Here is a 19,631-nt window from a genome sequence, read left to right as displayed (position 1 = left end):
GGCCGGGGGAGCGGCCAGGGCCAGGGGCAGGGCTGCGAGGGCGAGCGCGAGCGACCAGGGCCTGCGGCGCATGAGACCTCCGTGGGGCGGGATCGGCCGGGGATTCCGCCCCGATGGTGAGCGCGCCGCGGAGCCCCGTCCATGTGGTCAACTAACGAAAACCGGGTCCGGACATGGACATGGACCAACCTAGACAGCACGTCCAATAGTGGTGGCCGGGCACCCGGGCCCGGTCGCCCGCTCCGGGCGGGCCGGCTGCGGTACGTTCGTGGCGCACCGCGACCACCTGCCCGTCCCCCGTGCCGCCGGAGGCCCGATGTCCCTTCTCGACCAGCTGCTCACCGCCGTCTCCGACGGGCGGGTGGAGATCGTCGACCTGACCGCCCCGCTGTCGGAGCGGACCCCGATCCTCCAGCTGCCGGAGCCCTTCGCCAACACGGTCCCGTTCCGGCTGGAGGAGATCAGCCGGTACGACGACCGCGGCCCCGCCTGGTACTGGAACAACGTCGTCACCGGCGAGCACGTCGGCACCCACTTCGACGCGCCCGTGCACTGGGCCACCGGGCGCGACGGCGAGGACGTCTCGCAGGTGCCGCCCGGCAGGCTCGTCGCCCCGGCGGTCGTGCTGGACGCCTCCGCGCACGCCGCCGCCGACCCCGACTTCCTGCTGGAGATCGACCACGTCCGGGACTGGGAGAAGGCGCACGGGCCGCTCCCCGACGGCGGCTGGCTCCTCTACCGCACGGGCTGGGACGCGCGCTCCGGCGACGGGGACGCCTTCCTCAACGCCGACGAGACCGGCTCCCACACGCCCGGCATCTCGGCCGAGTGCGCGCGGTGGCTCGCCGAGGAGACCCCCGTCATCGGCCTCGGCGTGGAGACCGTCGGCACCGACGCGGGCGGCGCGCACGCCCTCGACCCGCCGTTCCCCTGCCACTCCTACTTCCTCGGCGCCGGCAAGTACGGGCTCACCCAGCTGCAGAACCTCGACCGGCTCCCCGCACGCGGCGCCGTGCTGCTCGCCTCGCCGCTGCCGATCGTCGGCGGCTCGGGCAGCCCCGCCCGCGTGCTCGCGCTGATCGAGCGATGAACGTCGCGGAGGCCGTGGGCGGGGCCCTGGCGCGGCTCGGCGCCACCACCGTCTTCGGGGTCGTCGGCAGCGGGAACTTCCACGTCACCAACGCTCTCGTCGCGGGCGGCGCGCGGTTCGTCGCCGCCCGGCACGAGGCCGGCGCCGCGACGATGGCTGACGCGTACGCGCGGGTGAGCGGCGAACTCGGCGTGGTGTCCCTGCATCAGGGACCGGGCCTCACCAACGCGGTCACCGGCATCGCCGAGGCCGCCAAGAGCCGCACGCCGCTGCTGGTGGTCGCGGGCGAGGTGGCCGCCGCCGCGGTCCGCTCCAACTTCCGCGTCGACCAGGCCGCCATCGCGGCGGCGGTCGGGGCGGTCCCCGAGCGGGTGCACTCCCCGCGGACCGCCCTCGCCGACGTGGCCCGCGCCTGCCGGACGGCGGTCGCCGAGCGCCGCACGGTCCTGCTGTGCCTCCCGCTGGACATCCAGGAGGCCGAGTACCCCGGCGACCCGGCGGAGCGGCCGCCCGCGCGCCGGCGGCCGGCCGTACCGCCGCTGCCGGTGCCGCCGCCCGCCGCGGTCGCCCGCCTCGCCGGCATGCTGCAGGACGCCGCGCGGCCGGTGTTCGTCGCGGGCCGCGGCGCGCGGCTGTCCGGCGCCCGCGAGCCCCTCGCCGAGCTGGCCGGGCGCTGCGGCGCGCTGCCCGCCACCTCCGCGGTCGCACGGGGGCTGTTCGCCGGCGACCCGTTCGCGCTGGACGTCAGCGGCGGCTTCGCCACCCCCGCCGCGGCGGAGCTGATCCGCGGCGCCGACCTCGTCGTCGGCTGGGGCTGCTCGCTGAACATGTGGACGACCCGGCACGGCGCCCTCGTCGCACGGGACGCGAAGGTCGTGCAGGTCGACGTGGACGCGCGCGCGCTCGGCGCGCACCACCCCGTCGACCTCGGCCTCATCGGCGACGCCGCCGAGACCGCGCGGGCCGTCGCCGCGGAACTGGAGGCGCGCGGCCACTCCGCCACCGGCTACCGCACCCCGGACGTGGCCGGGCGGCTCGCCCGGGAGGGACGCTGGCAGGACGTCCCGTACGAGGAGCACCCCGCCGGTGACGACGACGCGGGCGGGCCCCGCGTCGACCCGCGGACGCTGTCGATCGCCCTGGACGGCATGCTGCCCCGCGAGCGCGCCGTCGCCGTCGACTCGGGCAACTTCATGGGGTACCCCGCGATGTTCCTGGACGTCCCCGACGCCGACGCGCTCGTGTTCACCCAGGCGTTCCAGTCGGTCGGGCTCGGCCTCGCCACCGCCATCGGCGCCGCGGTGGCCCGGCCTGACCGGCTTACTGTCGCCGCGCTTGGCGACGGCGGCGCGCTGATGTCCGCCGCGGAGCTGGAGACGGCCGTCCGGCTGGGGCTGGACCTGCTCATCGTCGTCTACGACGACGAGGCGTACGGCGCGGAGGTGCACCACTTCGGCCCCGGCGGGCACCCGCTGGACACGGTCACGTTCCCGCCCGCCGACCTCGCCGCGATCGGCCGCGGGTTCGGCTGCGCGGCGGCGACCGTCCGCCGGCCGGCGGACCTGGCCGCGGTGGCCGGCTGGCTGGAGGGGCCGCGCGACCGCCCGATGCTCGTGGACGCCAAGGTCACCCGGGACCGTCCCGCCTGGTGGCTCGAAGAGGCCTTCCGCGGCCACTGACCTCCGGCGGGGGCGGGGGACGGCCGCCGGGCGGCGGTGTAGGGGTGCTTCACCGGGGCATGATCACGTCCGTGGTCGACTCCGGGGGGGTGCTGATGGGCGGGTGCCGACATTGTCGACGCAGGGCCGTTGACCGATCTTGTCGGGCGACCTTACCGTCGCGGCGGCTGTGCCTTACGTCACACACCCCCGAGGAGGAGAGATGACGCGAGGGCCGGAGCTCCCCCCGCTGGCCCGGGAGATGGCCGCGGAGTTCGCCGGGACGATGATCCTGATCCTGTTCGGTGTCGGCGTCGTGGCGCAGGTCATCGCCGGCAGCGGGCTCGGCGATCCGCAGAGCCTCGGAGACCACGACAGCATCGCCTGGGCGTGGGGCATCGGGGTCACGCTCGGCGTGTACGTATCGGCCCGCATCAGCGGCGGGCACATCAACCCGGCCGTCACGGTCGCCCTCGCGGTATTCAAGGGATTCCCCTGGCGCAAGGTGCTCCCGTACTGCTTCGCGCAGCTCCTCGGGGCGTTCGTCGCCGCGCTGATCGTCCGGTGGAACTACAGCGAGATCCTGCAGAAGTTCGACCCCGGCCTGACGGAGAAGTCGCACATCGTGTTCTCCACGATGCCGGGCAACGGGACGCTGCCGATCGGGACCTGGGGGGCCTTCCGCGACCAGGTGATCGGCACCGCGATCCTGCTCTTCCTCGTGCTGGCCCTCACCGACCTGCGCAACGCGCCGCCGCTGGCGAACCTGGCGCCGTTCATCATCGGCCTCATCGTGGTGGCGATCGGGATGGCGTTCGGCTCCGCCGCCGGGTACGCGATCAACCCGGCCCGCGACCTCGGCCCGCGGCTCGTCCAGTGGCTGACGGGATACGACAGTCCGTGGACCGACCAGTACGGGAATCTGTATTTCTGGGTCCCGATCGCGGGACCGCTCATCGGCGGCGTGCTCGGGGCCGGCCTCTACATCCTGCTCATCGGGCGCAACATCCCCGGCGAGGAGGAGGGCACGGAGGTCGCCGAGCCGAAGCCGGAGTACGACGTTTCCTGACGGTTCTGACGGTTTCCCGGCGGGGCGCCCCCGCCGGCGGAAAGGGAGAGTCCATGGCCGACTTCGTCGGAGCGCTGGACCAGGGCACCACGAGCACCCGTTTCATGATCTTCGACCACGGCGGCAACGAGGTCGCCCGCCACCAGCTGGAGCACGAGCAGATCCTGCCGCGCGCCGGGTGGGTCGAGCACGACCCCACCGAGATCTGGGAGCGGACCCGGTCGGTCATCCAGTCCGCCATGAACCGGGCGAACCTCGGCCACGCCGACCTCGCGGCGGTCGGGATCACCAACCAGCGCGAGACCGCCGTGGTGTGGAACCGGCGGACGGGCCGCGCCTACTACAACGCGATCGTCTGGCAGGACACGCGCACCGACCGCATCGCCTCCGCCCTCGAGCGGGAGGGCAAGGGGGAGACGATCCGGCACCGCGCCGGGCTGCCGCCCGCCACGTACTTCTCCGGCGGCAAGGTCCAGTGGATCCTGGAGAACGTCGACGGCGTCCGCGAGGCCGCCGAGAACGGCGACGCGATCTTCGGCAACATCGACACGTGGGTGCTGTGGAACCTGACCGGCGGGCCCGACGGCGGCGTGCACGTCACCGACCCGACCAACGCCAGCCGCACCATGCTGATGGACCTGGAGACCCTCGACTGGGACGACCAGCTCCTGTCGTTCTTCGGCATCCCGCGGGGGATGCTCCCGGAGATCAGGCCGTCCTCGGCGCCCGACCCGTACGGCGCGACCCGCGCGGACGGCCCCTTCGGCGGGGAGATCCCGCTCACCGGCATCCTCGGCGACCAGCAGGCCGCGACGGTCGGGCAGGTGTGCTTCGCCCCCGGCGAGGCCAAGAACACCTACGGCACCGGCAACTTCCTCCTCCTCAACACCGGTGAGGAGCTCGTCAGGTCCAAGGCCGGGATGCTGACCACCGTCTGCTACAAGTTCGGCGACGCCCGGCCCGTGTACGCGCTGGAGGGCTCGATCGCGGTGACGGGATCGGCGGTGCAGTGGCTGCGCGACCAGCTCGGCATCATCTCCGGCGCCGCGCAGAGCGAGTCCCTGGCCCGGCAGGTCGAGGACAACGGCGGGGTCTACTTCGTCCCGGCCTTCTCCGGCCTGTTCGCGCCTTACTGGCGCTCCGACGCCCGCGGCGCCATCGTCGGCCTGTCCCGCTACAACACCAACGCCCACCTGGCGCGGGCCACGCTGGAATCGATCTGCTACCAGTCCCGCGACGTCGTCGAGGCGATGCGCGAGGACTCCGGCGTCTCCCTGGACGTGCTGAAGGTCGACGGCGGGGTCACCGCCAACGAGCTGTGCATGCAGATGCAGGCCGACATCCTGGGCGTCCCGGTCTCGCGGCCCGTCGTCGCCGAGACCACCGCCCTGGGCGCCGCCTACGCGGCCGGGCTGGCCGTCGGCTTCTGGGACACCACCGAAGAACTCCGCCAGAACTGGAACGAGGACCGCCGCTGGGAGCCCACCTGGGACGAGGAGCGGCGCCGGGAGGGCTACGCCGGCTGGAAGAAGGCCGTCGAGCGCACCTACGGCTGGGTGGACGTGGACTGAGTGGAGCCAGACCGCTCCGGACCGCCGCCGGACGCCTTTCACGCCCGGGGCCCTTCTCGGGCGGGCGAACCTGATCTAGCATCCGCCCGGACAGCGTCGTCACCGGCCGGTGCGCCGCCGCCGGCCTTCTCCGAGAGGATCCCCATGACCCGACGCCGCCTCGCCTCCGCCGCCCTCGCCGCCGTACTGGGCGCCGGGACGCTCGCCTTCGCCGGCGCCGCGCAGGCCGCGCCCGCCGCTCCCGCCGCGCCCGCCCCCAGGGCCGAGGTCGACTTCACCGGGATCGTCGCGCTCAGCAACTGCTCCGGCTCCATCGTCCGCGGGCCCCGCACCCGCGACACCGACCGGGCGCTGGTCATGACCAACGGCCACTGCCTGGAGACGGGCATGCCCGGCGCCGGCGAGGTCATCGTGGACCAGGACTCGTCGCGGACGTTCACGCTGCTCGACCGGACCGGGACGAAGGAGCTAGGCACCCTGCGGGCCACGCGGATCGAGTACGCCACGATGACCGACACGGACGTGGCCGTCTACCGGCTCGACACCACCTACGCCGCCATCCGGAAGCGGCACGGCGTTCCCGCGCTGCGCCTGTCGGCGGCCAGGCCGCACGACGGGACGGAGATCCGGGTCGTGTCGGGCTACTGGCGGACGATCTACGGCTGCAAGATCGACGACACCGTCCACCGGCTGCGCGAGGCGGACTGGACGTGGCGGAACTCCATCCGCTACACGCCCGAGTGCCAGACGATCGGCGGCACGTCCGGCTCGCCGATCGTCGACGCGCGGACCCGCCACGTCGTCGGCGTCAACAACACCGGCAACGAGAACGGCGAGCGCTGCACGCTCAACAACCCGTGCGAGGTCGACCGGAACGGGAACGTGACCGTCCGGCAGGGGATCAACTACGGCCAGCAGACGTACCAGCTCGCCCGCTGCCTCGGCAAGGGCAACGACGTCGTGCTGGACCGGAAGTGCGCGCTGCCCAGGCCGTGACGTCCCGCGGCCGGTGACCGGGCGCCCGGTCACCGGCCGCGCCGGCTGCGCGCCGGCCGGTCAGCGTTCCGTGAGGAGCCCCGCGCGGAGCTGCTCCAGGGTGGCGCGGAGCAGCCGCGAGACGTGCATCTGGGACAGCCCGATCTGCTCGGCGATCTGCGTCTGGGTCTTGTTGCCGAAGAACCGCAGCAGCAGGATCGTCCGCTCCCGCTCGGGAAGCTCGTCGATGAGCGGGCCGAGGGCGTGCCCGTCGATGAAGGCGTCCAGGGCCGGGTCCTCCGACCCGAGGTACTCGCCGACCGTGCCGCTGTCGCCGTCCGGCGAGCCGTCCGCCGGGGCCTCCAGCGACAGCGGCCGGTAGGCGTCGCAGGCGACGATGACCTCGACGGTCTCCTCCTCGGTGATGCCCATCAGCGAGGCGATCTCCGCGGTCGTGGGGGAGCCGCCGTGCTCGCGGGTGTACTCCTGGATGGTGCGCTGCAGGATCGGGCGCAGCTCCTGGATGCGGCGGGACACGCGGATGCCCCACGTCTTGTCGCGGAAGTGCCGCTTCACCTCCCCGGTCACCACCGGGTAGGCGTAGGTGACGAACCGGTCGCCGATCCCCGGGTCGAACCGGTTGATGGCCTTGACCAGGCCCAGGTAGGCCACCTGCTGGAGATCGTCGATGGGTTCCCCGCGGTTGGCGTAGCGGCGCGCGACGCCGCGGACGAGCGCTGCGTGCATGTCGACGATGCGCGACCGGAGCCGTTCTCGCCGGGGGTCTCCTTCCGCGAGCCGGTTCATCTCCGCCAGGAGGTTCTCGGCCTGTCCGTCGTTGAACCTCGTGGTGGGCTGCGCCGACATCATGCGGATGTTCTCCTTTCCGAGGAGGAGCCGGCGAGGGCAGGGGCGATCGCTCGGTCTGATCCCATTACCCGGCAATCGATGGATCACACGGAAACCGCCTCCCGCGTGGGGTTTCGGCCCGCCCGGCCGGGTCCGGGCGGGCGGTCTCCGGCCGCCGGGCGGGATACGGGGCGCCCCTCCGGGTACCGCCCCGGTGAACGCCGGAGGTGGAGCCGTGAGCACGATCACCGAGTCGGTCAACGTCACCGTCCCGATCCGCGCCGCCTACGACCAGTGGACGCGGTTCGAGACGTTCCCGCAGTTCATGGACGGTGTCGAGGAGATCCGCCGGCTGGCCGACGGCACGCTGCGCTGGCGGACGCGGATCGCCGGCGTCACCCGCGAGTTCGACGCGCGAATCACCGAGCAGTACCCCGACGAGCGCGTCGCGTGGAAGTCGCTGGAGGGGCCGACCCACGCCGGTGTGGTCACCTTCCGCCGGCTGGACGAGACGACCACGCGCGTCACCGTCCAGCTCGAGATCGACCCGGAGGGGTTCGTGGAGAAGGCCGGGGACCGTTTCGGCGCCCTCGGCCGGCGCGTCAAGGGCGACCTCCGCCGCTTCAAGACCTTCGTCGAGGGGCGCGGCGCCCGGACCGGCGCCCGGACCGGGACCCGGCGGCGCCGGGACGGCCGCCGGACCCCGGATCCGGGCCGGTAAAGCTGGTGCGGCCCAGGCTCGCAGCTCCGAGCACCTGGCTCGGAACTCGGCGAGTGGGCCGCGAACTGACTCTGCCCACCCGGCCGCCTCGGTAAACCGGTAGGTGTCTCAATGTCACGGGACGGGAAGGGCCCCGCCGGGCCGGAACGGACGGCGGTGGGCGGACGGTGGAGGGCGGTCGGCGGATGCGCGTCCTGGTGACCGGGTGGCCGAGCTTCCTGCACGGCGAGGCGACGGCCGGCGACGTCCTGGCGATGGAGGCGGTGCGGCGGGCGCTCGCCGGTGCCGGGGTGCGGTGCGACCTGGCGTGGAGCCCGGTGCTCCGGCCGGGCGGCCTGGACCTCGGCCGCGCCGACCCCGGCCGCTACACCCACCTGGTGTTCGCCTGCGGCCCGCTGCACGGCCCGCAGGTCGCGGGCCTGCACCGCCGGTACGCCCGCTGCACCCGCGTCGCGGTCGGGGTCTCGGTCGTCGACCCGGGCGATCCCGCGGTCACCGGATTCGACGCGGTCCTCGCCCGCGACGCGCCCGCGACCCCGCCGCGGCTCGACCTGGCCGCGCTGCCGGAGACCCCGCCGGTGCCCGTCGCGGGGGTCGTGCTGGCGCCCGGCCAGGCGGAGTACGGGCCGCGGCGGCTGCACGACCGGATCGAGCGGGAGCTGACCGGGTGGCTCGCCCGCCGCGAGTGCGCCCGGCTGCCCCTGGACACGCGGCTCGACCCGCGCGACTGGCGGCTGTTCACGACGGCGGCGGAGCTGGAGTCGGTGCTGCGCAGGCTCGACCTGGTGGTCACGACGCGCCTGCACGGCCTCGTCCTGGCGCTGAAGAACGGGATCCCGGCGCTGGCCGTCGACCCGGTGCGCGGCGGCGCGAAGGTCACCGCGCAGGCGCGGGCGTGGTCGTGGCCCGCCGTCGTGACCGTCGCGGCGGAGGACGCCGGGCGGGACGGGCCGCTGCTCGACCCGGCGGAGCTGGACTACTGGTGGGACTGGTGCCTGTCACCCGGGCGCGTACCCGGGCTGCCCGGCGACGCCGGCATGATCGGCGAGCTCTTGGACGTCCTCGGCGTGCGCTGATCGGACGGCGCGGGGACGGGCGCCCGGATGAGCGAGCGCCCGTCCGCGCCGAGTCACGCGGGGCGGGCGACCGGAAGCTGTCCCTCGAACCACTCGATGGTGGCGCGGAGGCCCTCCTCGACCGAGACGCGGGGACGCCAGCCGAGCTCCTTCTCGGCGAGGGCGGTGTCGGGCCGCCGGACGCGCGGGTCGTCCTCCGGCCGGTCGATGAAGCGCAGCCGGGACCGGGAGCCGGTCAGCTCGATGATGAGCCGGGCGAGCCCGGCCATGGACACCTCGTAGGGGCTGCCGATGTTGACCGGCCCCGGGTGGTCGGCCGTCGCGAGCGCGATGATGCCCCGGACGGTGTCGTCCACGTGGCAGATCGAGCGGGTCTGCGTGCCGTCGCCGGTGACCGTGAGGTCCTCGCCGGTCAGCGCCTGCCGCAGGAACGTCGGGATGGCGCGGCCGTCGTCGGGGCGCATCCGCGGGCCGTAGCTGTTGAAGATCCGCACGATCGCGGTGTCGAGGCCGCGGGCGTGCCGGAACGCCGACGTCAGCGCCTCCCCGAACCGCTTCGCCTCGTCGTAGACGCTGCGCGGCCCGACCGGGTTCACGTTGCCCCAGTACGACTCGGGCTGCGGGTGCACGAGCGGGTCCCCGTACACCTCGGACGTGGAGGCCAGCACGAACCGCGCGCCCTTGGCCTCGGCGAGGTCGAGCGCGTTGCGGGTGCCCTGGCTGCCGACCTCCAGTGTCTGGATCGGCAGCCGCAGGTAGTCGGCGGGGGACGCCGCCGAGGCCAGGTGGAAGACGTAGCCGACCTCGCCCGGCACGTGCACCGGCTCGGTGAGGTCGCGTCTCAGGAACCGGAAGTCGCGCCGTTCGGCCAGGTGCGCGATGTTGCGGGACGTGCCGGTCAGCAGGTTGTCCAAGCACACGACGGAGATGCCCCGGGCCAGCAGCGCCTCGCACAGGTGCGAGCCGAGGAAGCCGGAGCCTCCGGTGACGACGGCGCGTGGATGTCTCATGATCGTCCCCCTCAGCGGTTGGCGGTGAGCGCTTTGCCCGCGGCCTCGACGGCCTGGCCGGCGGAGATCTCCAGCAGCCCCGGGTCGGGGTCGCGGCCGTGCGGGTCCCCCCGCCGCCCCGCCCACAGGACCAGGTGCTCCGCCCGGTCCGGCGGCCCCCAGCGGGCCGGGGGCGTCGGGCCGAACAGCAGCACCGACGGCGTCCGGTACGCGGTCGCGAGGTGGGCGACGCCGGTGTCGCCGCACACCACGAGCCGGGCCCCGGCGACGAGCGCGGCCAGCTCCGCCAGGCCGGTGCGGCCCGACAGGTCGGCGGCGGCGTCCAGCCCGGCGGTCTCCACGACCCGCCGCGCCAGTGCCGCCTCCCCCGGGGCGCCGGTGACGACGACCCGCTCGCCGCGGTCGCGCAGCGCCGCCGCGACGGCCGCGAACCGCTCGGCGGGCCAGCGGCGCGCCGGGAACGCCGCGCCCGGATGGACGACGACGGCCCCGGGCGCGGGCGACGGCGCCGGCGGCGCGGGCAGGTCCAGGTCGGCGGGGTCGGCGCCGAACCCGTACGCCGACACGAGCCGGCACCACCGCGCCACCTCGTGCTCGGCGGGATCCCAGCGGGGCCCGCCGGTGTGGCCCGCCTCAGCGCAGGCGAAGGCCAGCATCCGCCCCGGCCGGAGGCTCCCTAGGAGGCGGTGGCTCTGCGGGCCGCGGCCGTGCAGGTTGACCGCCGTGTCCACCGGCCCGGCGCGCGGAAGCGGGGCCAGCCCGTCCGCCGGAAGGACGTCGTCGACGGCCCCGGTGGATCGGGCCAGGGGCCCGAGCGCGGCGGGCGCGGCGAGCGTGATCCGCGCGCCGGGCGTTCCGCGGCGCAGGGCGCGCAGGGCCGGGACGCCGGTCAGCAGGTCGCCGAGGCCGAGCGCGCGCAGCACCAGGACGCGGGGACCGGTCACGGCCACGACGGTTCCTGCGAGGGGCACACGACCATCTCCCGCACCTCGCAGCCGGCGGGCTGGGCGAGCGCGAACGCCACGGTCGCCGCCACGTCCTCGGGGCGGTTGAGCTTGGCGTCCGGGCCCGGCTTGTACCGGTCGGAGCGGTCGTCGAAGAACGCGGTGTCCATGCCGCCCGGCACGACCATGGTGACGGCGACGCGGCCCGCCATCTCGGCGGCGAGCGCCCGGGTGAAGCCGACGACGCCGAACTTGGACGCGCAGTACGCGGTCGCGTCGCCGAACGCCCGGAACCCCAGCGTGGACGCGACGGTCACGACCCGGCCGGGGGGCTCGTTCTCCAGGTAGGGGAGCGCGGCCCGGACGACGGCGGCGGTGCCCAGCAGGTTCACCTGGATCACCCGCTCCCAGTCCTCGGCGGGGACCTCGCACAGCGTCCCGCAGGCGTCGATGCCGGCGGCGGTGACGACGGCGTTCAGCCCGCCGGCGGCGCGCGCGAGCCCGTGCACGGCGCGCTCGGCGCACCTGCGGTCGGCGAGGTCGGCCTGCATGTGCTCGAAGTCGTCCTTCGGCGGGTGCCGGTCGAGGACGAGGGGGCGGCCCCCGTCCTCCGCGACCTTCCGCGCGACGGCCGCGCCGAGTCCCGAGGAACCACCGGTGATGAGGACGTTCATGAGGCGTTTCCCTTCGTCGTGGACAGCAGGCGGGTGGTGGAGCGCCCCTCCAGCAGGGGGAGCAGGACCACCTCGCCGTCGTGGGCCCGGACCGTCTCGGCCTCGGGCAGCGCGGTGCCGGCGTAGTCGGCGCCCTTCACCCACACGTCGGGGCGCAGCCGCTCCAGCAGCGGGGCGGGGGTGTCGTCGTCGAACACCAGCGCCGCGTCGACGTCGCTGAGCGCCTCCAGCACCCGGACGCGGTCGGCGGCGGGCGTGACGGGGCGGGTCGGTCCCTTGCGCCGCCGCACGGAGGCGTCGGAGTTGACGCACACGATCAGGCAGTCGCCGAGCCGCCGCGCCTGCTGCAGCATGCTGACGTGCCCGGCGTGCAGCAGGTCGAAGCAGCCGCCGGTCGCCACGACCGTCCCGCCGGCCCGCCGCGTCCGCTCGACGACGTCCCAGGCGTCCTCGCCGCGCTCGGGGACGAGCCGCGCCGTGCCGGTCTCGGCGAGCTGCGCCGCGACGCCCGCGGCGGCCCCGGCGCGGACGAACTCCGACGCGAGGTCGACGCCCTCGGTGACGGCGTCGGCGAGCGACCCGCCGCCGGCGAGCGCGCCCGCGGCGCCGGCCGCGAAGCTGTCGCCCGCGCCGCACGAGTCGCCGCGGGCGGGCCGCGCCGGCGCCAGCAGCGGCGCCTCCGACCCGTCGCACAGCAGCGCGCCCTCCGCGCCGAGCGTGACCGCGACGCCCTCGATGCCCCAGGCGCCGGCGAGGTACCGGCCGGAGCGCCCGGCCGCCGACAGCCCCGATCCGCCGATCTCGGCGCCGCAGGCGGCGGCGAGCCGGGCGGCCTCGGCCGCGTTCGGGGTGAGGAGCCGGACGCCGGGGACGGGCGCCTCGCCGCGCGGGTGCGGGTCCCACACGACGGGGACGCCCGCGGGCAGCCCGCCCAGCAGCGACCGGACGGCGCGGTGCCGGGTGACGCCGCGGCCGTAGTCGGCGACCAGCACCGCGCCGGCCCCGGCGACGGCGTCGGTGACGCGCGGGCCGACGGGCCCGTCGAGGGCCTGCCCCTCCCCGGCGTCCAGGCGCGCCACCGACTGCCCGCCGGACCTGATGCGCAGCTTGCAGGGCGTGCCGCCGTGCAGGTGCAGGGCGGCGACCTCCACGTGCTTCTCCAGCATCGCGCGCAGCCGGCGGCCGGGTTCGTCGTCGGCGAGGGCGGTGACGAGCACCACCTCGCGCCCGGCGGCGCCCGGCTGCAGGGCCGCGAGCAGCGCCGCGAGCCCGGCGCCGCCCGGCCGGGGCAGCTCCTCGGCCTGCTCGACGACGGGCACGGGCGCGTCCGGGCAGAGCCGGCTGCTGCTGCCGGCGATGTCGATGTCGAGCAGCGCGTCGCCGACGACCACCAGCGGAGCGGTCATGCGGGCACCTCGCTCAGCGCGGCGGCGTGCTGGTAGACCTCGGTGGTGGCGGCGGCGACGCGGGCCCAGGAGTAGTGCTCGCGCGCCCGCCCGGCGGCGGCGTGCCCCATCGCGGCCCGCGCGTCCGGATCGTCGAGCAGCGCCCGGACCGCGCGGGCGGCGCCCTCGGGGTCGCGGGGGCGGACGAGCGTCCCGGTGACGCCGTCCACGACGGTGTCGAGGTGCCCGCCGACCGCGCTCGCGACCACCGGGACGCCGCAGGCCATCGCCTCCAGCGGCACCATGCCGAACGGCTCGTACCAGGGGAGGGCGAGCACGAGGCTGGCCGACCGGAGCAGCGCGGGGACCTCGTCGCGGCCGAGCCTGCCGAGGAACTCCACGCGGCCGGCGACGCCCGCGTCCCGCGCGACCGCGCTCAGCCGGCGGATCTCGGGGTCTCCGGCGAGGTCGCCGCGCGGCGGCCCGCCGGCGACGGCGAGCTCGGTGCCCGGCAGGTGCGCCAGCGCCCGGATGGCGGTGTCGACGCCCTTGCGCTCGACGAGCCGCGACAGCACCACGAGGCGGTGCCGGCCACCGCGCGGCGCCTCGGGGGCGGGCGAGAACAGGTCCAGGTCGACGCCGCACGGGACGACGCGGACGCGGTCGCCCGGGACGCCCATCGCGGCCAGCTCGCCGACCTCGTCCGAGCAGGTCGCGATCACGGTGTCGGCGGCGCGGCCGATCGCGCGCTCCAGCCGCACCCGGGACGCCGGGCTGGTGTCCCGGTCGCGCTGGTGGCGGCGCTTCACGGTGCCGAGCGCGTGGTAGGTCTGCACCACCGGCACGCGCCGCGCCGCGGGCGCCTGCGCGGCCTGGACCGCCGCGAGCCCGCTCATCCAGAAGTGCGCGTGCGCGACGTCGGGCGGATCGGCGGTCCAGCGGTCCTCCAGGTACCGCCCGAAGTCGTGCATCCAGGGCAGCAGGTCGTCCTTGGCGATGCGCTCGGGCGGGCCCGCCGGGACGTGCTCGACGGTCACGCCGGGCGCGAGCCGCACCCGGCCCGGCCGGCCGGGCGCGTCGCGCCGGGTGTAGACGGTGACGTAGTGCCCCTGCCGGCCGAGTGCGGCGGCCAGTTCCGCGACGAACACGTTCTGCCCGCCGCCGTCCGCTCCGCCGAGACCCGCGGGACCGCCCCGCGCCGCCAGCGGGCTGGCGTGCTCGGAGACCATGGCTATCCTCATCGCGACACCTCCTGGAGAGTTCGCCGCCAGTCGCGCAGGAAGCGCGGCAGGCCGTACCGCTCGACGGCGTAGGCCCGCGCCTCCTTGCCCATCTGGCGGGCCCGCGGCGGGTCGGCGGCCAGGGCCCGCGCCGCGCCGGCCAGCGCGCCGACGCGCGTGGACAGCACCCCGGCCTCCGGCGGCACCGCCTCGACCGCCTCGGTGGTGGCGAGCGCCACCACCGGCAGGCCGAGCATCATGGCCTCGATCAGCGCGAGGCCCAGGGAGGTCCACCGGTAGGGGTGGACGTAGACGCGGCGGCGGGCGAGCAGCTCGTGCATCCTCGCCTGCGGCAGGTCCTCGAAGGTCCAGAGCGCTTCGGGGGCGATCCCGAGGCGCTCGGGGACGCCCCGCACGTTCATGCCGAACAGGTCCAGGGGGACGGCGGCCGCGATCTCGGCGAGCAGGTCGGTCCCGGCGACGCGGCCGCGGCGCAGCGGGTCGTTGATGACCACCCCGGCGCGGGGGAGGTCGGCGGTGTACCGGTGGCCGGGGTCGACGACGCCGTGCTCGATCACCGTGACCGGGGCCCGCCCGCAGTTCCAGAACAGCCGGTTGAAGTGGGTGACGTGGACGACGGGGATGTCGGAGCGGTCGTGCAGGAAGTGGCGGCTGTCGGGGACGACCTCCTCGGGCATGCCGATGTCGGAGGGCGTGCGGCGGGGGGTGTCGTGCTCGACGTAGACGGCGGGCACGTCGCGTCCGGGGCGGCGCCCGAGCCACTCCTCGGCGAGCCGCAGCTCGCGGGGGCGCTGCAGGACGACGACGTCGACGTCCTCATGCCGGAGCCGCTCCGGCGCGACCTCGACCGCCCGGCCGGGCCAGTGGAACGTGTCGGGCCGGCCCTTCCCGTCGGCGTCCCGGCCGGGGGTGACGGGGACGAGCGTGGTCTGCGGCCCGTGGACGAACGACGTCGCCCACGAGCCGTGCACGTGCCACATCAGCACTCTCACCGGGCGGGCACCTCCTCGACCGAGGCCACGATCTCCACGGCCGCCGCGACCTCGCCGGCGCGGACCGACGCCAGGCAGGGGTGCCCGTCGACCGGGCACTCGCGGGCGCGGCTGTCCTTGCACGGCGCCATCTGGTCGCCGAGCAGCGCCATCGGGACGCCGAACGGCGCCCACCGGGCCGCGGGCACGGTCGGCGCGAACAGCGACACGACCGGCGTCCCGACGGCCGCCGCCAGGTGCGCGGGCCCGGTGTTGCCGGCGATCACGGCGCACGCCCCCCGCAGCACCGACGCCAGCTCCGCCAGCGACGTCCGGCCGCCGAGGTCGAGGCCGTCCTCGCCGGCGACGAGGGCGGTCAGCTCCTTCTCGTCCCCGTGGCCGGTGACGACGACGCGGCGGCCCGCCGCGCGCAGCAGCCGGACGGCCTCGGCGCAGCGCTCCGGCGGCCAGGCCCGCGCGGGGACCGACGTGCCCGGGTGCACGACGACGTACCCGGTGCCGCCGGTGAGGTGGTCGGTGTCGGGCAGCGGCTCCCGGACCCGCAGCCGGGTGTCGTCCGGGGCGGGGAACCCGGCGTCCTCCGCCAGCGCGAGCATCCGCAGCGGCTCGGGCATGTCCTCCCCGGGCCGGTGCCGCAGGTCGAGCAGCGAACCGGGGTAGTCCTCGCTGATGCCGCCGATCCACGGCGTCCCGGCGAGGCGCAGCAGCAGCGCCAGCGGCAGCGGCGACTGGTGGAACGAGGTCAGGATCAGCGCCCGGTCGAACCCGCGGAGCCTGCGGACGATCCCGTCGATGTCGGACCGCTCGACCGGCACCCGGTCCGGGTCGATCCAGGGCGCGCACCACTCGATCACGCGGTCGACGCCGGGCAGCAGGTCGGCGGCCGCGCGCCCGCGCGGGCCGCACAGCAGCACGACCTCGCCGGCGCGCGCGGCGACCGCCCGCACGGCCGGGCCGGCGAGCAGGACGTCGCCGATGCTGTCCTGGCGGGCGACGAGGACCCTCATCGGCGCCGCCTTCCGCCGAGGACCAGATCGACGGCCGCCCGCAGCGTCGGCGCCGTCTCGGCCGCGCCCGCCACCTCTTCCGGCCGGGTGCGCCCGGTCGGCACGAGGATGCCGCGCGCGCCCGCCGCCGCGGCGGCCTCGACGTCGCGGCCGATGTCGCCGATGACGGCGCAGTCGGACGGCAGCGCCCCGAGGCGCCGGGCCGCGCGCTCGATCATCCCGGGCCGCGGCTTGCGGCAGTCGCAGCCGTCGCCGCCGTCGTGCGGGCAGAACTCCCACACGTCGAAGCGGCCGAGGAGCCGCTCGACCCGCGCGTTGACGCGCCGGACGTCCCCGGCGGTGATGCGCCCCTCCGCCACGGCCGACTGGTTGGACACGACGCCGATCCGGACCCCGTGCCGCCGCAGCCGGTCCAGGGCGCGGCGCGCCCCCGGCATCGGCTCCACCAGCTCCGGGTCCCCGTTGTAGGGGACGTCGCGGATGAGCGTGTCGTCGCGGTCGAACAGCACGACCCACGGGCCGCCCCAGGGCCGCGCCCCGCGGTGGACGACCAGCCCGCGCGCCCGGTGCCACACCGCCGCGGGCGGGATGGCGGCGCTGGTCACCAGCATCTTCGCGACCTCCGCGGGCGTCCGCGGCCCCGGCCGGATCCGCCGGTGCGCGAACCCGGCGGTCAGCGCGCACCACACGCCCCCGGCGGCCACCCCGGCCGCCGCGCCGCGGCCGCCGCGCAGCACCGCGGGCGCGCCCGCGGCGGCGAGGGCGGCCGCGGTGGTCAGCAGGTGGCGGCGGAGCATGCCGCGGCCCTCGCCGGCCCGCTCGCGCCACGAGGCGCCGTGCACCCGCCACATGAGGACGTCGTCGGCGTTGCCCGCCTGCGCGCGCACCGACGCCCAGAAGCCGGCGGGCCGGACCGGGTGCGTCACCCTCCGCTCGCCGAGGACGAGTCCGTGCCCGGCGTCCATCACGCGCAGCGCCAGGTCCGCGTCCTCCCGGTAGGCGCGGCGGAAGCGCTCGTCGAAGCCGCCCACCTCGGCGAGGACGCCGCGGCGGTAGGCCATGTCGGCGGTGATCCACTCCGCGCCGGCCAGCGCGGCGGTGCCGCGCTCCCAGTCGGTCGGGGCCCGGCCCTCCGGAAGCGGGACCGTGACGCGGCCCTGGGAGCCGCCCACCTGGGGCGCCAGGTCCGCGAGGTCGGCGGCGAGCCCGGCCGCCCACCCCGGCTCGGGCACGACGTCGTCGTCCAGGAACGCGACCCATTCGGTCGCGGCCGCGCGCCAGCCCGCGTTCCGGGCGGCGGCGGGCCCGCGGCCACCGGAGCGGAGCACCCGGATCTCCGGCCCGTCCTGCGGCATGTCCGGAGGCAGGGGGAGGGGCGCGCCGGGCGCGGGCCGGTCGTCCACGACGATGATCTCCTGAATCGGGTGCCGTGCTCGTCCCGGATCACGGGTGAGGCCGGCGAGCAGGGCGCGCAGCGTGCCGCGCAGGCTCTCCCGGCCGATCGTCGGGATGACGACGGTGTGGTCCGCCACCGGGTGGCTCATCGGGCGTGCACCTCCCGGCGGCGGACCACGTACGGGCCGATGGCCAGCAGGTCCACCGGGGCGGAGCCGAAGCACTCCAGCGCGTCCCGCGGGTCGTCGACCATCGGGCGCCCGGCGGTGTTCAGGCTGGTGTTGACCAGGACGGGCAGGCCCGTCCGGCGGCGGAACTCCTCCAGCAGCCGCGCGACGAGGGGCTCGTCCCCGGCGTCGACCGTCTGGATCCGGGCGGTGCCGTCCACGTGGACGACCGCGGGGATGCGCTCGCGCCATCCGGGCCGCACCCGGTGGACGAACAGCATGTACGGGCTCGGCAGCGGCCCGTCGAAGACCTCCGCCGCGCGGTCGAGCGCGACCATCGGCGCGATCGGGCGGAACTGCTCGCGGCCCTTCACGTCGTTGAGCCGCTCCAGGTTGGCCTCGTGGCCGGGGTGGGCGAGCAGGGACCGGTGCCCGAGTGCGCGCGGCCCGAACTCGGACCGCCCCTGGAACCACGCCACGATCTCGTTGCGCGCCAGGGCGTCGGCGACCGCGGCGGCCAGGTCGCCGGGCCGCTCGTACGGGATCCTGGCGGTGTCCAGGCACGCCGCGATCTCCCGGTCGTCCCACCGGCGGCCCAGGGCGGCGCCGGGCATGGCCGACGGCGGATCGCCGCCCGCCCGCGCGACGTGCAGCGCCGCGCCGAGCGCCGTGCCGGCGTCGCCCGCGGCGGGCTGGACCCAGACGTCGTCGTACGGCCCGGCCTCGGCGAGCCGCGAGTTCGCTACGCAGTTGAGGGCGACGCCGCCGGCGAGCATCAGCCGCCGGGAGCCGGTGCGGCCGTGCAGCCAGGCCGCCAGGTCCAGCAGCACCTCTTCGAGGCGGGCCTGGACGCTCGCGGCGAGGTCGGCGTGGTCGCGGGTCCACTCGCCGTCCGCTGGGCGGGCCTTCGCCAGCGCGCCCCAGTCGATGTCCGCGACGGCGAAACCGCCGTCCCCGGTGGCGCGGACGTGCTCGCGCAGCTCGTTCAGGAAGCGCGGCTCGCCGTAGGAGGCCAGGGCCATGACCTTGTACTCGTCGCTGGAGCGCAGGAAGCCGAGGTGCTCGGTGAGGTCCTCGTACATCAGGCCGAGGGAGTGCGGTAGGCGCTGGGCGTGCAGCGTGGTCAGGACTCCGCCCTCGTACGTCCCGGCGAGGTGCGAGTGCGACTCGCCGCGCCCGTCCAGGACCAGGACGTCGCCGTCGCCGGGCCCCGGAGCCGCGAGCGCGGCGGACGCGGCGTGCGCCACGTGGTGCGGCACGTACCGCACGATCCCCGGGTCGAGCCCCGGCAGCGCGGTCGACAGGAAGTTCGGCGCCCGCCGCGCGTACAGCGTCCGCAGCCGCTCCCACTGGGCGTCGTGCCCCGCCAGCCCCGGCTCGACCAGGCCCGGGTCGTAGGAGTAGGCGACGGCGTCGAGGTCGCCCGGCTCCAGCCCGGCCTCGTCCAGGCACCACCGGGCGGCCTTCTCCGGCGGTTCCCAGCCGGCGAAGGGCACCGGCCGCTTGCCGTGCTTGCGGCGGCTGAAGCGCTCCTCCTCCGCCGCGGCGACGACGGCGCCGTCCACGACCAGCGCGGCGGCCGGGTCATGAAAGATCGCATTGATACCGAGCACACGCATATGAGCCCCGTTTCGGCGCAGCATTCGGTGAGCCGCCGATGACGTCGTCGTGGTCATCGGCTCTTGGCGGTGTAGAGCGGGAGCAAATCCCCTATAGGTGATTTCGGCATTGCCGCTTACGGGGGGCCTAAACGCTGGAGTCCGGAAAAGTGGTCGTAAGCGAACTGCCAGGTAGAGCGCAGGTTACC

General features: G+C 75.8%; 17 protein-coding genes. 7 read left to right on the top strand and 10 right to left on the bottom strand.

The window, feature by feature from the left end; genetic code table 11:
- Positions 1–316: 316 nt before the first annotated feature.
- The 5 genes from E1266_RS02370 to E1266_RS02350 all read left to right on the top strand — a co-directional run bounded on the left by E1266_RS02370 (position 317) and on the right by E1266_RS02350 (position 6,384).
- Positions 317–1,090: a cyclase family protein gene (locus tag E1266_RS02370; RefSeq protein WP_132043201.1), complete on the top strand. Its 774-nt coding sequence runs from the start codon at positions 317–319 to the stop codon at positions 1,088–1,090.
- On the top strand, positions 1,087–2,769 hold the full coding sequence (locus tag E1266_RS02365) for a thiamine pyrophosphate-binding protein (RefSeq protein ID WP_132043199.1): 1,683 nt from the start codon (positions 1,087–1,089) through the stop codon (positions 2,767–2,769). Before E1266_RS02370 ends, E1266_RS02365 begins: the two co-directional genes overlap by 4 nt.
- Before the next feature lie 202 nt (positions 2,770–2,971).
- Positions 2,972–3,817, top strand: coding sequence for an MIP/aquaporin family protein (locus E1266_RS02360; protein ID WP_132043197.1), 846 nt, complete (start codon positions 2,972–2,974; stop codon positions 3,815–3,817).
- A gap of 53 nt (positions 3,818–3,870) precedes the next feature.
- Complete coding sequence (gene glpK, locus E1266_RS02355; RefSeq protein ID WP_132043195.1) at positions 3,871–5,388, top strand: glycerol kinase GlpK; 1,518 nt, start codon at positions 3,871–3,873, stop codon at positions 5,386–5,388.
- Between the two features lie 144 nt (positions 5,389–5,532).
- Positions 5,533–6,384 carry a serine protease gene (locus tag E1266_RS02350; RefSeq protein WP_132043193.1) on the top strand — a complete coding sequence of 284 codons (852 nt, stop codon included), beginning with the start codon at positions 5,533–5,535 and terminating at the stop codon, positions 6,382–6,384.
- Between the two features lie 60 nt (positions 6,385–6,444).
- Here the strand turns inward: E1266_RS02350 and E1266_RS02345 are convergent, their stop codons facing one another.
- Positions 6,445–7,233: a SigB/SigF/SigG family RNA polymerase sigma factor gene (locus tag E1266_RS02345; protein WP_132043191.1), complete on the bottom strand. Its 789-nt coding sequence runs from the start codon at positions 7,231–7,233 to the stop codon at positions 6,445–6,447.
- A gap of 214 nt (positions 7,234–7,447) precedes the next feature.
- Between E1266_RS02345 and E1266_RS02340 the strand changes: the two genes are divergently transcribed.
- Together E1266_RS02340 and E1266_RS02335 are read left to right on the top strand one after the other, a co-directional pair.
- The gene (locus E1266_RS02340) at positions 7,448–7,933 is read left to right on the top strand and encodes an SRPBCC family protein (RefSeq protein ID WP_132043189.1); all 486 of its coding nucleotides are present in this window, start codon (positions 7,448–7,450) and stop codon (positions 7,931–7,933) included.
- Between the two features lie 185 nt (positions 7,934–8,118).
- Positions 8,119–9,009 carry a polysaccharide pyruvyl transferase family protein gene (locus E1266_RS02335; protein WP_132043187.1) on the top strand — a complete coding sequence of 297 codons (891 nt, stop codon included), beginning with the start codon at positions 8,119–8,121 and terminating at the stop codon, positions 9,007–9,009.
- Between the two features lie 53 nt (positions 9,010–9,062).
- On the opposite strand, the gene E1266_RS02330 is transcribed toward E1266_RS02335, so the two are convergent.
- Genes E1266_RS02330 through E1266_RS02290 form a run of 9 tightly spaced genes read right to left on the bottom strand, consistent with a single transcriptional unit; the run spans position 9,063 to position 19,443 of the window.
- Positions 9,063–10,019 (bottom strand): NAD-dependent epimerase/dehydratase family protein, encoded by a 957-nt coding sequence (locus E1266_RS02330; RefSeq protein WP_132043185.1) that lies wholly within the window; start codon positions 10,017–10,019, stop codon positions 9,063–9,065.
- Positions 10,020–10,030: 11 nt separating this feature from the next.
- Positions 10,031–10,990, bottom strand: a complete 960-nt coding sequence (locus E1266_RS02325) for a glycosyltransferase family 9 protein (protein WP_243718185.1) — start codon at positions 10,988–10,990, stop codon at positions 10,031–10,033.
- On the bottom strand, positions 10,960–11,637 hold the full coding sequence (locus E1266_RS02320) for an SDR family oxidoreductase (protein ID WP_132043181.1): 678 nt from the start codon (positions 11,635–11,637) through the stop codon (positions 10,960–10,962). The genes E1266_RS02325 and E1266_RS02320 overlap by 31 nt, the downstream gene beginning before the upstream one ends.
- Positions 11,634–13,043 (bottom strand): PfkB family carbohydrate kinase, encoded by a 1,410-nt coding sequence (locus E1266_RS02315; RefSeq protein ID WP_132043179.1) that lies wholly within the window; start codon positions 13,041–13,043, stop codon positions 11,634–11,636. The genes E1266_RS02320 and E1266_RS02315 overlap by 4 nt, the downstream gene beginning before the upstream one ends.
- Positions 13,040–14,263, bottom strand: coding sequence for a glycosyltransferase (locus E1266_RS02310; protein ID WP_132043177.1), 1,224 nt, complete (start codon positions 14,261–14,263; stop codon positions 13,040–13,042). Before E1266_RS02310 ends, E1266_RS02315 begins: the two co-directional genes overlap by 4 nt.
- Positions 14,260–15,255 (bottom strand): glycosyltransferase, encoded by a 996-nt coding sequence (locus tag E1266_RS02305; RefSeq protein WP_243718184.1) that lies wholly within the window; start codon positions 15,253–15,255, stop codon positions 14,260–14,262. Before E1266_RS02305 ends, E1266_RS02310 begins: the two co-directional genes overlap by 4 nt.
- The gene (locus E1266_RS02300) at positions 15,252–16,262 is read right to left on the bottom strand and encodes a glycosyltransferase family 9 protein (RefSeq protein WP_132043175.1); all 1,011 of its coding nucleotides are present in this window, start codon (positions 16,260–16,262) and stop codon (positions 15,252–15,254) included. Before E1266_RS02300 ends, E1266_RS02305 begins: the two co-directional genes overlap by 4 nt.
- Complete coding sequence (locus E1266_RS02295; protein ID WP_132043173.1) at positions 16,259–17,806, bottom strand: HAD-IIIA family hydrolase; 1,548 nt, start codon at positions 17,804–17,806, stop codon at positions 16,259–16,261. The genes E1266_RS02300 and E1266_RS02295 overlap by 4 nt, the downstream gene beginning before the upstream one ends.
- Complete coding sequence (locus E1266_RS02290) at positions 17,803–19,443, bottom strand: carbamoyltransferase C-terminal domain-containing protein (RefSeq protein ID WP_132043171.1); 1,641 nt, start codon at positions 19,441–19,443, stop codon at positions 17,803–17,805. The genes E1266_RS02295 and E1266_RS02290 overlap by 4 nt, the downstream gene beginning before the upstream one ends.
- Between the last annotated feature and the right edge of the window lie 188 nt (positions 19,444–19,631).

Source organism: Actinomadura sp. 7K534 (assembly GCF_004348575.1).
Classification (GTDB): Bacteria; Actinomycetota; Actinomycetes; order Streptosporangiales; family Streptosporangiaceae; genus Spirillospora; species Spirillospora livida.
Note: the sequence above shows the minus strand (reverse complement) of the source record. Positions and strands in the feature narration are given on the sequence as shown.